Origin of the sequence: Rhizobium skierniewicense Ch11, assembly GCF_023757665.1 — a bacterium.
Taxonomy (GTDB): domain Bacteria; phylum Pseudomonadota; class Alphaproteobacteria; order Rhizobiales; family Rhizobiaceae; genus Agrobacterium; species Agrobacterium skierniewicense.
This window is the reverse complement of sequence record NZ_RXPG01000002.1, coordinates 156,420-170,485: the sequence shown is the minus strand read 5'-3', so window position 1 is coordinate 170,485 and position 14,066 is coordinate 156,420. Positions and strand designations below refer to the sequence as shown.

General features: G+C 58.3%; 11 protein-coding genes. 2 read left to right on the top strand and 9 right to left on the bottom strand.

All coding sequences use genetic code 11. The features are described from left to right. Positions 1-2: 2 nt before the first annotated feature. Positions 3-1,112: a LacI family DNA-binding transcriptional regulator gene (locus EKM04_RS01585; protein ID WP_234911001.1), complete on the top strand. Its 1,110-nt coding sequence runs from the start codon at positions 3-5 to the stop codon at positions 1,110-1,112. Between the two features lie 100 nt (positions 1,113-1,212). Here the strand turns inward: EKM04_RS01585 and EKM04_RS01580 are convergent, their stop codons facing one another. From EKM04_RS01580 to EKM04_RS01545, 8 genes are all read right to left on the bottom strand, one after another. Further along, positions 1,213-2,748, bottom strand: a complete 1,536-nt coding sequence (locus EKM04_RS01580) for an ABC transporter substrate-binding protein (protein WP_065657549.1) — start codon at positions 2,746-2,748, stop codon at positions 1,213-1,215. Positions 2,749-2,798: 50 nt separating this feature from the next. Continuing rightward, positions 2,799-3,638: an ABC transporter permease gene (locus tag EKM04_RS01575; RefSeq protein ID WP_032489956.1), complete on the bottom strand. Its 840-nt coding sequence runs from the start codon at positions 3,636-3,638 to the stop codon at positions 2,799-2,801. Further along, positions 3,635-4,609, bottom strand: a complete 975-nt coding sequence (locus EKM04_RS01570) for an ABC transporter permease (protein WP_065657550.1) — start codon at positions 4,607-4,609, stop codon at positions 3,635-3,637. The genes EKM04_RS01575 and EKM04_RS01570 overlap by 4 nt, the downstream gene beginning before the upstream one ends. After that, the gene (locus EKM04_RS01565) at positions 4,606-6,309 is read right to left on the bottom strand and encodes an ABC transporter ATP-binding protein (protein WP_065657551.1); all 1,704 of its coding nucleotides are present in this window, start codon (positions 6,307-6,309) and stop codon (positions 4,606-4,608) included. Before EKM04_RS01565 ends, EKM04_RS01570 begins: the two co-directional genes overlap by 4 nt. 11 nt (positions 6,310-6,320) lie before the next feature. After that, positions 6,321-7,121, bottom strand: a complete 801-nt coding sequence (locus EKM04_RS01560; protein WP_065657552.1) for a fructoselysine 6-kinase — start codon at positions 7,119-7,121, stop codon at positions 6,321-6,323. 123 nt (positions 7,122-7,244) lie between these two features. After that, positions 7,245-8,291: an SIS domain-containing protein gene (locus EKM04_RS01555; protein ID WP_065657553.1), complete on the bottom strand. Its 1,047-nt coding sequence runs from the start codon at positions 8,289-8,291 to the stop codon at positions 7,245-7,247. 22 nt (positions 8,292-8,313) lie between these two features. Continuing rightward, positions 8,314-9,924, bottom strand: a complete 1,611-nt coding sequence (locus tag EKM04_RS01550; RefSeq protein WP_173994878.1) for a hydantoinase B/oxoprolinase family protein — start codon at positions 9,922-9,924, stop codon at positions 8,314-8,316. Beyond that, positions 9,924-12,005 (bottom strand): hydantoinase/oxoprolinase family protein, encoded by a 2,082-nt coding sequence (locus EKM04_RS01545; RefSeq protein ID WP_233279015.1) that lies wholly within the window; start codon positions 12,003-12,005, stop codon positions 9,924-9,926. The genes EKM04_RS01550 and EKM04_RS01545 overlap by 1 nt, the downstream gene beginning before the upstream one ends. Before the next feature lie 108 nt (positions 12,006-12,113). Between EKM04_RS01545 and EKM04_RS01540 the strand changes: the two genes are divergently transcribed. Then, positions 12,114-13,016, top strand: a complete 903-nt coding sequence (locus EKM04_RS01540) for a LysR family transcriptional regulator (protein ID WP_065657555.1) — start codon at positions 12,114-12,116, stop codon at positions 13,014-13,016. 120 nt (positions 13,017-13,136) lie between these two features. Here EKM04_RS01540 and EKM04_RS01535 read toward each other — a convergent pair whose 3' ends face one another. Continuing rightward, complete coding sequence (locus EKM04_RS01535; protein ID WP_065657556.1) at positions 13,137-13,901, bottom strand: glutamine amidotransferase; 765 nt, start codon at positions 13,899-13,901, stop codon at positions 13,137-13,139. Positions 13,902-14,066 lie beyond the last annotated feature (165 nt).

Sequence of the window (14,066 nt, the reverse complement as noted above, 5' to 3'; positions counted from 1 at the left end):
TCTTGACGCTCATTGGCATTTTGCTTATGTGTGAGAGCATGGCGGGAAAAGTGATTTCGAAACGGCTTGTAACTGTTTCTGACGTGGCGCGGAGCGCGGGCGTCTCCAAAGCGACGGCAGCCCGGGTTCTCGGCAACTACAGCACCGTGAGTACGGAAGTTAAAGACAAGGTTCTCGAAGCTGCGAAGAAGCTCGGTTACCAGCCGAATGAACTTGCGCGCAGTATGACGACGGGTAAATCGAACACGATCGGCGTCATCGTCGGAGACATTGAGAACCCGTATTTCGGTCTGGCCGTGCGCGGCATTAGCGACGCGGCCGCCAGCGCGGGGTTCGATGTGGTCCTTTCCAATTCGGGAGAGGATCTGACGCGGGAAAAGGCTGCGGTGCGTGTGTTGCTCGGCAAGCGGGTAGACGGTCTGATCGTGGCGCCGTCGTCCTTCAAGGATGTTGAACATTTGCATGAAGTACAACAGTCCGGCAGGCCGCTTGTGCTTCTCGACAGGACCGTTCAGGGTCTCAGTGTAGATGCCGTCGTCGCTGACGATCGCCAGGCTGCTTTGACCGCTACTCGTACTCTCATTGATGCAGGGCACCGCAGGATTGCCTATATCTCAGCTACAGTTTCAGACGATCCTGTCTATCGCGGACTGCATCAAATCCATCTCAGCACCGTCATGGAGCGAATTGAGGGCGTCCTCGAGGCAAGCCGTGCGGCGGGCATTGAAAGTCCTGAGCAGTACATTCGCCTGAGTGTGGGCCGCCGTGGGAAGGGCGAAGCTATCATAGCCGACCTCCTCCAAGGTAAACAACGGCCAACCGCTATCATAGCTTCCGACAATCTGGTGGCGTTGCAGGTCTTCAAGACGTTGCATCAGCTTGGGATGAACATTCCTGACGACGTTTCACTCATCGCGTTTCACGATGCCGACTGGACGAGTGTTACCAGTCCGCCAATCACGGTCGTGTCTCAACCGGTCTACGAATTGGGCTTTGAGAGTGCCCAGGTTCTTCTGCAACGAATTACCGACCCGAGCGAGTCACCACGCTGCCGCGTTCTCTCAACCCATCTGATAATCCGGAAGTCCGTTGCAGCACCGCCATATGTCTGATTGGGACGATCGATGCTTGCGCGATTTGCAATAATCGACAAAATGATGGAGTGACCGCGCTCCAAGGACAGGGGGGCGGTCGCTCCATTTGGCATCAATTTTATTCGACTTCGACGTTCTCGACGGTGAACCCTGATTGGAATGTCAGGAAGCCAGGAATGTTGGTGAAGCCCTTAACCTTCTTGTTGAGACCAAAACTCTGGTCACGCCACATCAGGTAAACGAACGGCGACTGTTCGAGCGCACGATCGACGAACTGGCTGTAGATTTTCTCACGCTCGACGGGGTCAAGTGTAACGCGGCCTTTATCGAGCAGATTGTTGATAACCTCGTCGTCGAAATAGGCCGAATTATTGAGCCGCACAAGTTGTTGGCCACCGTAGAAGAAGTTACTTAGCCAATCTGGATCGGCGATATCGCCTGCAGTGCCGGCGACAAGGAAATCGTAGTCCCCCGCGTTGTTCTTGGCGATGCGGCCGGACCAGTCCGGCAGGTCAAGCTTGGTCTTGATCCCGATCTTTGCGAGTTCGGCCTGAACCGCAATCGCCGTGTTGTTGTGGAAGCCGTACTGCGATGTGGAAAGCAGCCTAGCTTCGAAACCGTTCGGATAGCCCGCCTTTGCCAACATCTCTTTCGCCTTGGCGGGGTCGTATTTGAAGAAGTTTGCCTTATCCTTGGAATAGCCCATGTAGCCTTCCGGAATTGCGATGCCATAGAGTGGTGTGCCGCGACCGTTGAAGGCGGTGTTGATCACCGTGGCACGGTCGATTGCATAGGAAATTGCTTGGCGCACTTCCGGCTTGGAGAACGGCTCGAACTTGGTATTGAACTGAAGCATCATAAACGGGCCGGTGGTGCTCGCCAGCTTCAAGTCGGAGCTTCCCTCGATCGATGCGGCATCCTTCCACGGAACATAGTCGATGATGTCGACGTCGCCGGATTTCAGCGCGTTCACACGTGTATTCTCGTCACCGTAGAAGACGTAGTGGACGTCATCGAGATGCGGCTTGCCCTTCTTGTAATAACTGTCGAACTTCTCAACGGTCAGTTCACGACCGCGTTCCCAGTTGACGAACTTGAAAGGACCGGCGCCAATTGGCGCGGCATTCGGATCGCTGCCATGCGCCTTGATCCAGGCGGCCGGAATAATCGCAGATTCCGGAAGAGCCAGGTAATGGACCAGCGGCACAAAGGGCTTCGAGAGCACAAGCTTAACTGTCTTGGGATCCGGCGTCTCAATCGACTGGATGACGCCGAGCTCATTTCTATAGGTCGCCTTGCTGTCCTTGGCAGTCACGCGCTCGATGGACGCCTTGACATCCGCTGACGTGACCGGAGAACCGTCGTGAAACTTTGCGTCTCGGAGCTTGAACGTATAGGTCAGCGCATCCGGGGAGACGTCATAGCTTTCCGCCAGTTCGGACGAGAGCTTTCCATCCGGACCATAGTTGAAGAGGCCGCGATGGATTGCTAGCCTTATCGTGCGCGCCGGCGCGCCGGCATTGATCGTGCTTTCAAGCGTCGACGGTTCGCCGGATAGGCCGAAATACAGCGAACCGCCATCTGCGGCAAACGCCTGTTGAGCGAAGACGCCCGATGCAAGGGCCAAAGCGACCCCGAATATCTTCCCTTTCATGCTGTACCCCTTTTTTACTTGTCTTGGTTGATGCGAGATTTCCATGTCCGTTACTCCTCCCTGAGTCGTGGATCGAGAATGTCGCGCAGCCGGTCGCCGACCACATTGATGGCGAGAACCGTCATTGCGAGAAGAAGGGAAGGCCAGATGACGTACATCGGGTTCTGGCTAAGGTAACCGCGCGCCGTCCCAATCATCTGGCCCCAGGAGGGCTCAGGAGGCACGATGCCAAGGCCGAGGAAGCTTAGGCCGGATTCCAACAGGATGGCGGCTGCTACGGTCAAAGTTGCCTGCACGACCAACGGAGACAGGATGTTTGGCAAGATCGCGGTCAAGACTACCCGCCGGGTGGAGGCGCCCATCGCGTGCTCCGCCTCCATGAACGCCATCCGTGAGACCTGGAGGGTTGCGGCATGTGCAACGCGGGCGAAATGTGGAATGTAGAGGACACCGATCACCACGGCGAGGCTCAGGACGCCGCTTTTCCAGAAACCGACCGCAAGCAGCGCGAGCAGGATCGGCGGAAAGCTCAGCATGATATCGACGCCGCGCATGATCAGAAAGGCGGTCAGGGGCCGGCCATAAGCGCCAGCGATGCCGATGAAGGTCCCAAAAAATCCGGCGATCAACGTAGCGCCAAGCGCGACCATCAGCGTCGGTTGGACACCGATGAGAAGGCGGCTCAAGAGATCGCGGCCAAATTCGTCGGTGCCCAACCAATGAGCCACCGAACTGCCTTGATTGACGCTCTCTGGATTGAGAAGGAACGGGTCTTGCGGCGCAAGCCAGTTGCCGAAGATGCCAATGAACATGACAACAACGAGAAGCAGAATACTGGCAAGGAAGGCCGGCTCGCTGCGGGTGGCGCGGAGAATTGCCTCGGGGATCAAGAGCTTTTCCTCCGTATGCGGGGATCGAGCAAACTGTAGAGCAGTTCCACGATCAGGTTGATCAGTATGAAGGCAGCGGCGATGGCGAGCATCGAACCCTGAACAAGCGGATAGTTGCGGGCCGACACCGCTCCAACAAGAAGCGTGCTCAGCCCCGGCCAATTGAACATGGCCTCGACAAGAACCGTTCCGCCCATCAGGTTGCCGAGCTGCAGGCCGATGATCGTGACGATCGGAATCGCTGCATTTCGCAAAACGTGCTGCCAGATGATCCGCCGCTCCGGCATGCCCTTGGCGCGCAACGCTCGCACGAAGTCGCGGCCGAGAATTTCCAGCACCGAAGAACGCGTCATACGGGCAATCGACGCGGCGAGGCCAAAGCCCAGGGCGAAGGCCGGCAAGGCCAACTTACGAAAATGTTCAAGTACGTTTCGCGAGATATCCGTGTAACCGCTAGCCGGAAGCCAGCCGAGCTTGACGCTGAAGAACAACACCAGAAGCGTGCCAACGATGTAAACGGGCACCGAAATGCCGATCGTTGCGATCGAAGTCAGCACCGTGTCGCGCGTGCTTCCGCGCTTCAGGGCTGCTGCAATGCCAATTGGAACGCCGATTAGCGCTGCAATGATGATCGCCGCGAAGGCGAGTTCCAGCGTGCGCGGCAGATTCTGCATCACATAGTTGGCGACCGGATATCCATTTGTCAGCGATTTGCCGAAATCGAGATGCAGCGCATTCCGCAGCCAAACGAAATACTGCGATATGACCGGCTGGTCGAGGCCAAGCTGAGCTCGCATCGAGGCGATCGCCTCTGGCGACGGGTTGCTATCAGCGCCGAGCAGCAGGAGCACAGGGTCGCCGGGCATGATGTACATGACGGAGAAAATGAGGGTGGCGACGACAAGAAGCTGAATGAAAGCCGTCAGCAACTTTCGTGCGACCAGGAGCAGAGCTCCGACCGAGGCACTCATGCGCCCTCCTTTCCACCGAGTGTCGAACCGACAGTTGGTACGGCCTCGAGCAACATGCGGGTGTAGGCATCCTGGGGATCACTGAAGACTGCGGACGTCTCGCCGGATTCGACGATCCTGCCTTTCCGCATCACCGCGACTGTATCGCTGACATATTTCACGACAGAAAGATCGTGGGAGATGAAGAGATAGGTCAGGTCGAATTCTGCCTGCAGATCTTTGAGGAGATTGAGCACCTGGGCCTGGACGGATACGTCGAGCGCGGAGACAGCTTCGTCGCAGATTACGAGCGATGGGTTGAGAGCAAGCGCACGCGCGATGGCAATTCTCTGCCGCTGGCCGCCAGAGAATTCATGGGGGTACTTTTGAGCAGCGGTTGCAGGCAAGCCAACGGCTTCGAGCAACGTCCGAACTCGCGCTTGACGCTCCGACGCATCACCGTTGGCGAATATCACCATTGGCGCCTCCACCAATTGGGCGACCGTCTGGCGCGGGTTAAGCGAACCGTACGGGTTCTGGAATACCATGGCGATCTCGCGCCGGAACGGCAGCATGTCCCTGTCAGAAAGCCCTGCTATGTCTTTTCCCTTGAACAGGATCTTCCCGGAATCAGGCTTAAAGAGCCGGATAACGGCGCGGGAGAGTGTGCTCTTTCCGCAGCCGGATTCCCCGACGAGGCCAAGCGTCGTTCGCGGCGCGACCGATAGGCTCACTCGATCGACGGCACGCATCTCGACGGGCATGGCAAGAGGCGAAGGTTTCAGCCAATAGGACTTGCAGAGATCACGGATTTCAAGAAGGGGGCGGTCAGCCTCGATCGGGATTGGTCCAGAAGATGCAGGACGGCGACGCGGTTCCGGCCGGACACTGCGCGCCTTGCCCGTTGAGTCGCGCTCGATCACTGGCAGCCGTTCGGCATCGCCACCAAGCGACGGCATAGAATCGATCAGCGCCCGGGAATAGTCGCTTTGAGGCCTGGAGAAGAGATCGGCGGTCGTCGCCTCCTCCATCTTGTCGCCTGCATACATGACGACGACACGGTCAGCCACTTCGTAGATGACACCGAGATCATGCGTGATCAACAGGATGGCAGCGCCTACATCTGCATTCAATTCGCGAAGTAGTTCGAGCACCTGCTTTTGGACCGTTACGTCGAGCGCTGTTGTCGGCTCGTCGGCGATAATGATGTGTGGCCGGCAAGCGACAGCCATCGCGATCATGATGCGCTGGCACTGACCGCCGGACAGCTCGTGAGGATAGGAGCGCATGGCGCGATCGGGATCGGGGATTAGCACTTTTTCCAGAAGTTCGCGGGCCTTGCGGCGCGCATTCCCGCGACCGATCGGCTCATGCAAAAGAATCGCCTCAACGATTTGGTCGCCGCAGGTGAAGATCGGATCGAGCGACGCTATTGGATCCTGGAAGATCATAGCAATATGGCTGCCACGCAGCCTGCGCAGCTCTGCCGACGACAGTTTCAGGATATCGACGCCGTCGACCAGAACCTCGCCACCGGTGACCGCCGCGTTCGGTGGCAGAAGGCCCATGACTGCGAGCGATGTGATGGTCTTTCCGCTGCCGCTCTCGCCCACCAGGCCGAGGATTTCGCCCGGTCGGATGGTGAAATCCATATTGCGTACGGCCGACCTCAGCCCCGTACCGGTCTTGAAAGCGATTGAGAGGTTCTTGACTTCGAGCATCCGACCTCCTCTCACACGTGTTCGTTGGTTGCGATGGGAGCGGCATGACCGAATGCTCCCTCGATCCCGCAGATCTCGGCTGCAAACTGGCTGCCTTTGTTCATCGCAATCGAGATGGCATCCGCAGAAGGTCGGACGCCTCGCGTCCAGCCGGACGCGAGTAAAGAAAGAAGTGTTGCCGTGATGAAGGCGTCGCCAGCGCCAAGTGTATCAACGATAGCGGCAGGCTTTGGCAGAACCGAAACGAATGCCTCGCCATTGTAGGCCGTGGCGCCGTCCGGCCCGAAGGTAGCCAAGGCTAGGCTGCATCCGTTGGAAACGGCTTCGCGAAGAGCTGCAATTCCGCGTTCGCGGCCTACATCGCCGGCAGAGATTGCTGCAAAATCGAGATGCGGCGTCAAGGTGCCGATCAGCTCATCCACCTGCCAGCGATAGGAAAAGTCATACGAGAGCAGAGCGCTGGCGCCATTCAATGCTCCGAGATGTGCATTCAGGTAGCTGTAACAGCTCGTATGCACGAGGTCGAAATGGGACACATAGTTGAGGTCAGTATCACACGGCGTGAAAGGGTTTTCACGCGCGACACCGCCCTTGTTTGAGAAAATGAATTCACGATTTCCGTCAACGACGTGGACGTCCGCATGCCCGTTCTCACGTTCGACAATCCGGCAGAATGACGTCTGTATCGCAAGGCCTTGAAGTGTGGCGCGAACATGCCTTCCGGCGGCGTCCGTGCCGAACGTTCCAAGAAAAGCCGCTTCGGCGCCGAGCCCGAGGACCTTGAGGCTTGAATATTTTTTCTCTTCTTTCATCTTTCCCCGACCGCCTTTTCTGTCATGCGGTTTGATTTGGATGAGACGTCCGCCGATGCATTGCTTTACTGATGCGGATTCTCGCATCGGGATCGAGCACGACATGGACGGACATCTTCGTCATCAGTAATCGACTTTCCACATGTAGCGACGAACGCTGAGCGGATGCTCGCGCAGCACCGAAAGCGTGTGGGCAAACCAGTACCAGGTGACGCCGATCACGAAAGGCGAGAGGAGCGGCGAAACGTCTTCGTAGCGGCCGGCATCGAACGTGATGATCTTGTCGGTCACGCGGCGAGTGAATTTCAACGCTCGCTGGTCGATCTTGCGGTTCTCGCCATTGTCCATCAGGAAGACGTAGGCCATGTCGGCATCCGCCACCTCGTAGGGGCCATGACGGAATTCGCCCGAATGGATGTCGGAAGCATCGAGCCACAGCATCTCGTTAAAGATACAGATCGAATACTGGTAATTGAGCGCCGAAAGAATGCCGCTGGATAGCACGTAGTAGATGTTCTCGTCCTTGTAACGGCGGGCGAGTTCCATGCCGCGCTCGCGCTCGGCATCCTTGATTTCGTGCAGCCTGGCAGGCATCGCTTCGAGATCGCGGACGAGCTGCGCGCCGACCGGATTGCCGAGATGCTGAAGTAGATGCGCGGCGAAGAGATATGCCACCAGCGTCTTCGGCATGCCCGGCAGTTCCTTGCTGTAGGGCAGCAGATAATCGCAAATCTTGGCCAATCCGCTTTCGGTTCCCGAAGTCAGCGCGACCGTGACTGCGCCTGTCGTCTTCGCCCAGCGTGCGGCAACCAGCGCGTCTTCGGTTTCGCCGTTATGCGAGGTGATCAGCACCACCGCCGTCTCATTGACAGGCTTGGGACGGCGCGTTTCGAGCTCGGTGGAGTTGATGCGCTCGATGCGCAGGTCGCAATACTTGTCGAGGATGTATTTGACCGGTTCGATGTAGGAGTTCGAACCGCCTGAGCCTACAAGATAAACGGATTCGATCTGGCGCGCGGAAAAAACGTCCTTCACCAGCTTTTCCGCGACCGGATTGCCATCCCGGAACGCCATTTCAAGGACGCCCTTCAGATAGTCCCCTTCCAAGTAATTCGGGTTGGGAGCGGACTTGATCTGTTCGTCGCTCGGCGTCAGGTTTTCGAGAGCCATAATGTTCATTCTCCGTGTGAATTCAGGACGCGCTGCCGAAGCCGCCGCCGCCCGGTGTCTGCAGGAACAGGCTGTCCCCGCGGTTCATGAGGATGTTGGTGATCGAGATGTCGTATTCCTTGACGGCGCCATCGGCCGTCGCGAACTTCAGCCGAGCGACCTCTCCCTGGCCGCCGCCGAACACGCCGTCCGCGGGGGTGCGAAGACCTTCGCAGGACGCGTTTGCCCGCACGCCGTCGGTCATGGCGACCACTTCCCGGACGATGCCCATGCCGCCGGTTTGCTGACCTTCGCCGCCGGAGCCGGTGGCAAGCGCGTAGCGACGGACCATCAGTGGATATTCGATTTCGAGCGCTTCGGCAGGCAGGTTGGAAGTGTTTGTAATGTGGACCTGAATGCCGTTCATGCCGTCGTGCTCGAGGCTGGCACCGGCACCACCGCCGACAGTTTCGAGATATACGAAGTTGCCTTCGCGTGTCTTGTGCGGACCAAAAAAGATCATCGTCGCGTTCATGTCGGCGGAAGAGGCAAAGACCTTTTCCTTCGGCAGGAGATCGGCGAATGCCTGGAAGATGGCGCGCACGACACGCTGGCAGCTCGTCGAGCGGATGCCGACCGCGGCCGGGAATTTCGGGCGAACCAGAGTGCCCTCTTCCGCGATGATCGAGACCGGAAGGGCCATGCCTTCGTTCGGCGGCAGAGACGGATCGAGCAACGCCTTGATCGTGTAGTAGCAGGTGGCGTCGAGGGCGGTCTTCGGGATGTTGACCGCGCCCCGCGCCTGAACGTCCGTGTCGGTGAAATCGAAGGTGATGCCGTCGCCTTCCACCTTGATGGCAACCTGGATGCGGCAGGGATCGAAACCGACCCCGTCGCCGTCGATGAACGCCTCACCGGTATAGATCCCATCCGGCATTTCCTGGATTCGCTTGCGCAGGCGGCTTTCCGAATAAGCGATCAGATCGTCGATCGCTTTCTCGATCGTGGCAATGCCGAACTGATCGGCGAGCGCTACTAACTTGCGCTCGCCGATCTCGTTGGTGGCGATCTGTACCTTCAGGTCCAGAATGCGCTCCAGCGGGTCGCGGCTGTTGGTGCTGATCAACCTGACGATCTGCTCGTCCAACACGCCCTCACGAGCGATTTTCAGCACCGGAATACGGATGCCCTCAGCGAAGATGCTCGTCTGGCTCGGATCGCAGGAGCCCGGAACACCGCCGCCGACATCCGAATGGTGGCCGAGATTGGCGGCGAAGAAGCAGAGCCGGCCTTGGTAGAAGACGGGTGTCAGGATCGAGATATCCGGCGTGTGCGAACCACCGGCAAGATAGGGGTCGTTGCAGATGAATGCGTCACCCGGCTTGATATCCTCGAGCCTGTAGTTTTCGAGAACCGCCGCGACGCCTCCCTGCAGGGAGCCCAGATGCACCGGGATATGCGAGGCCTGGACGATGAGGCGGCCACGGCCGTCGAAGAGGCCGACGGAGCAGTCCTTGCGCTCCTTGATATTGGTCGAGAAGGATGAGCGCACGAGGCTCAAGCCCATTTCATCCGTAATCGACATGAACCGATTGGAGTAGACCTCCATTTCGATGGTGTCGAATTCGCGCGGTGGTTTGACGTGCTGCTGCATCACGCACGGTCCTTCACAAAGCTAAGAATGATGTTGCCATAGGCATCGACGACGCCGGACTGGCCTGGGAGGATGTAGGTCGTGGAGGTGAGTTCCTCGACGATCGCCGGACCTGTGAAAGTCTCGCCCTGCGGCATGGCCGGACGTTTATAGACCGGCACAGTCTGCCATCCCGCCTGCGGATCGATATAGACCTCGCGCTCACCGACGATGGCGTCCTTCATGGAGCCTGCGGCGCCGTCGACTGTCTGGAGCGGCCGGCCGGCATGGCCAATCGCCTGGACGCGCAGGTTGACGATCTCTACCGGATGGTTTTCCAGCGCGTACCCATAAACGACACGATGGGCTTCGGCGAAACGAGTGGTGAAATCTTCCGCAGTGGACAGAATGCCCTCGACGCGGATTTCGTGGTTCTGTCCAGCATAACGGGCTTCGGCAATATGCTGGAGCGCACGCTTCTCGTCAGGGATGGTTTCTGCTTCCAGCCATTCTTTCGCCTGCAGCTCCAGGCCCTGGAGAGCCGATGCGATATCGAGCCAAGCCTCGCCCTGTGCCCACTTGATCTGCGTCGAGACGAAGTCGCGCGTTACATCCGACAGAAGCACGCCGCGGGCGCACATCGTGCCGGGAGATTCCGGGATGATGACGGTTTTCAGGCCAGTTTCCGCGGCCACGAGTGAGGAATGGAGCGGGCCAGCACCGCCGAATGCCATCAGCGCGAAGGATTTGAGGTCATGCCCCTTATCCATCGAAACCGCGCGGATCGCGCGGGCCATATTGGCGACCGCGATGCGGATGATGCCCCAGGCCGTGTCTTCGACCGACCGCCCGATCTGCGTTGCGACTGCACCGATGGCCCTGAGAGCCGCCTCGCGATCGACCGGCATGGCACCGTCGAGAAGTGCGACTGGGTTGAGCCGCTGCAGGACGATATTGGCATCCGAGATCGTCGCGTCCGTGCCCCCCTTACCATATGCGGCAGGTCCCGGCACGGCAGCCGCGCTCTGCGGGCCGACTTTCAGGCCGCCGGCATCATCGAGCCAGGCGATCGAGCCGCCGCCAGCGCCGATCACATGCACGTCGACCATCGGGCAGCGGATAGAGTAACCAGCAACATCGCGGTCGGTGGAATAGGCCGGCTTGCCATTGGCGATCAGCGCGACGTCGGTCGAGGTGCCGCCGACGTCATAGGTGATGATGTTGGGGAATGAGGCTGCCTTGCCCACCAGCGATGCACCGACGACGCCCGCGGCCGGACCGGAAAGGCAGGTACGGACCGGATAATTGCGGGCAGTCTCGGTGGACATCAGGCCACCGTTGGAATGGATGGTATAAGGCTTGGCTTTCACGCCCGCCTTGCGCGACCGGGCCATGAACCGTTCGAGATAGCCGTCCATGCGCGGCATGAGATAAGCGTTCATGACCGTGGTGGAGATGCGCTCATACTCCCGGAACTCCGGCAGAACATCGCTTGAAAGAGAGATGAAGACATCCGGAAGGTGCTGGCGAATGATCTCGGCGGCGCGTTGTTCGTGAGCTGGGTTGCGGTAAGAGTGGAGGAAGCCGATCGCGACCGCCTCTACGCCCTCTTCCTTGAACCGTTTGGCGGCCGCTTCAACACCGGCATCGTCAAGGGGCACGATGACCTCGCCGGCAGGACCGAGACGTTCGGCGACTTCAAGACGCAGCGGGCGCACGACCAGCGGATCGGGCTTGCGAACGCTCATGTCGAAAAGGTCCGGGCGGGTCTGGCGGCCGATCTCAAGCACGTCGCGAAAACCTTCGGTTGTCAACAGGCCGGTTTTGCCGCCGCGACGCTCGATAACCATGTTTGTCGCGACCGTGGTGCCATGACCGAAATGCACCACGTCGGACGATTGAAGCCCACGTTTGCCGAAACCGGTAATGCCGATCTCGATCGCTTCCGACGGATCATGCGGTGTCGAGGACACTTTGAAGTGACGCATGCCGCCCGTTTCGTCGTCGAGGACCGTAAAGTCTGTGAAGGTTCCGCCGACATCAATGCCGACCCTGATATTGCCCATGATGCTCTGGTCTTTGCGCTGTGGCCTTGGCTTCATGCCGCTGCCTTGCCTCTCATGACCACGATCTAAAAACACCTATCGCATCTAGTAAAATTCAATTATTCAAGCTTTCCATTCCAAAATGGAATATGCGAGGAGAGCGATATGAGACGGATCAAACTCAGACATCTCGACACTCTTGCCGCCTTCATGAAAACCGGCTCGGTGACGGAGGCGGCGCTCGTACTTCACACCACTCAGCCCAACGCCAGCAAGTCGCTGAAACAGCTTGAGGATTTCGCGGGTGTACGACTTTTCGAGCGGAGCGCTGGACGGCTTCGACCCACTCCCGAGGCGGAACTGCTTTTTTCACACGCAGCACGTCTCATGGACGAGCTGACCGTGTTCGAAAACCTGTCGCTTGATCTGACGGCGATGACGCAGGGCTATGTCAACATAGGTATTTTGTCGGCTTTCAGCACCGCCCTCATCCCCATGGCGATCGAGCGTTTCAACGATCTCTATCCTGGAATTCAGGTACAGGTGGACCTGCTCGATTCCGACAAGATCCACACCTATGTCAGTCGCGGGAATTACGATTTCGGTCTGGTACACCATCCCGAGCACGAATCCGACTTGATGACTCAGACGCTTAAAACCTCATCCATGGTCTGCATCATGCCGCCGGACCATCCGCTTGCGAAACACCGGATCGTTCTGTCGAGCGACATTGCCGACCAGCCATTTGTGACGTACCCACGGTCGGTACCGTTCGGCGCAGCGATCTTCCGCTCTCTGTCCGACGAGGGCGTCAAGCCATCAAATACCCTGATCTCGAACCAGAGCCAGCTCATTCGCCGCCTTGTGGAGCGTGGCCGGGGCGTGGCCCTCGTTGATCATTTCTCTGTGTGGGATGCCAACGAGCTGGACCATATCGTGGTGCGTCAGTTCGAGCCGCGCATTCCAGTCTCAGTCGGCATGATTATCCCCAAGCGCCGGCCTCTCTCGCTGGCAGCGCAAACCTTCGTTGGAATGTTAAAGGAAGTGCTGGAACAGGATCCCGGCTGAACCAGGCAGCTCTATTCTCAAACAGAATAGCCCCGCCGCCTCATGCAGCATTCATGAGCCCCACTGGCGTAGTCGGCAGAGAAACCTGTTACTGCCTGCCCATCATTTTTGCCGCCCAGTCTAAATCTCCTGCGCGAGCCAACGAACCATGTTGACCATCAGCGCGTCGTAACCGTCCCAACGCATGAATTCATCGGAAAGCCAATGCGGTGCAATGTCGGTCGTCCAAGCCAGTGTTCTTCCTGATTCATATTGGCGGACCGACAGCAGCGGAAGTTTCTGCCCACGGCTTTCGCAATGGACCAAATTTATCGAGCCATCATCCGACCGAAGCTGAACGCGGTTGAGCCCGAGAACATAGGGAATGCTTGCTGGTACCCCGGAAAGAATAGGGTGTTCGCCTTTCTCAATAATCGGGTCGAGACCTTCTGGCGCCTCCAGTCCGTCAGGGCCGGCGTGGAGCGTAACGGGAAGAGCCTCTTCAATCGGGGTACCGTGAAACATAGCCGAGCCGTCGATGCCTTGATAGGAGGTGTATCCTCCAGCCATCATTAGGCCGCCACCACGCGCAGCCCACTCGCGGAGCAGTTCCAGGCGATTGACCGATCTTTTGCCGATGCGTGTTTCGGGAGTGTATAGCAGCGAAAGCGCCCCAACATCGGAAATTATAACGGCGGCATATTTTTCGAGCTCAGAGAAAGTTTTCGGGAACTCCGCTTCGCAGCGTTCTCCTCCGATTTGAACAACCGTTATTCCGTTGTTCGTGAGGGCTTCGACAAACCTCACCGCGCCGTTCGAATAGCGGGCGGAGGCTCGCACTTCCAGCCCTTTCGATGAAAGAAAGGTTGTGTGGAATGATTCGCCGGCAAGCAACACTGGCTTCATGAGGAGGTTATCCTTAACTGGAAAGGGCGCGGGATGCTGCCCAAGTGAAGATTTGAATTGTTCTGAGAGCGGTCTCAGATTCGGGTGAAGGTGTCAAGAATCTTTGTTGACTGCAACATGATCGCACGCGGGATCACCGTCTGGTTGTCAGGCGAGGCTTGACGG

Coding starts and splice junctions, on each gene's coding strand:
- EKM04_RS01550 (WP_173994878.1), bottom strand. CDS start 9,924: ATGCAGCAGCACGTCAAACCACCGCGCGAATTCGACACCATCGAAATG.
- EKM04_RS01580 (WP_065657549.1), bottom strand. CDS start 2,748: ATGAAAGGGAAGATATTCGGGGTCGCTTTGGCCCTTGCATCGGGCGTC.
- EKM04_RS01545 (WP_233279015.1), bottom strand. CDS start 12,005: ATGAAGCCAAGGCCACAGCGCAAAGACCAGAGCATCATGGGCAATATC.
- EKM04_RS01555 (WP_065657553.1), bottom strand. CDS start 8,291: ATGGCTCTCGAAAACCTGACGCCGAGCGACGAACAGATCAAGTCCGCT.
- EKM04_RS01540 (WP_065657555.1), top strand. CDS start 12,114: ATGAGACGGATCAAACTCAGACATCTCGACACTCTTGCCGCCTTCATG.
- EKM04_RS01565 (WP_065657551.1), bottom strand. CDS start 6,309: ATGCTCGAAGTCAAGAACCTCTCAATCGCTTTCAAGACCGGTACGGGG.
- EKM04_RS01570 (WP_065657550.1), bottom strand. CDS start 4,609: ATGAGTGCCTCGGTCGGAGCTCTGCTCCTGGTCGCACGAAAGTTGCTG.
- EKM04_RS01535 (WP_065657556.1), bottom strand. CDS start 13,901: ATGAAGCCAGTGTTGCTTGCCGGCGAATCATTCCACACAACCTTTCTT.
- EKM04_RS01560 (WP_065657552.1), bottom strand. CDS start 7,121: ATGAAAGAAGAGAAAAAATATTCAAGCCTCAAGGTCCTCGGGCTCGGC.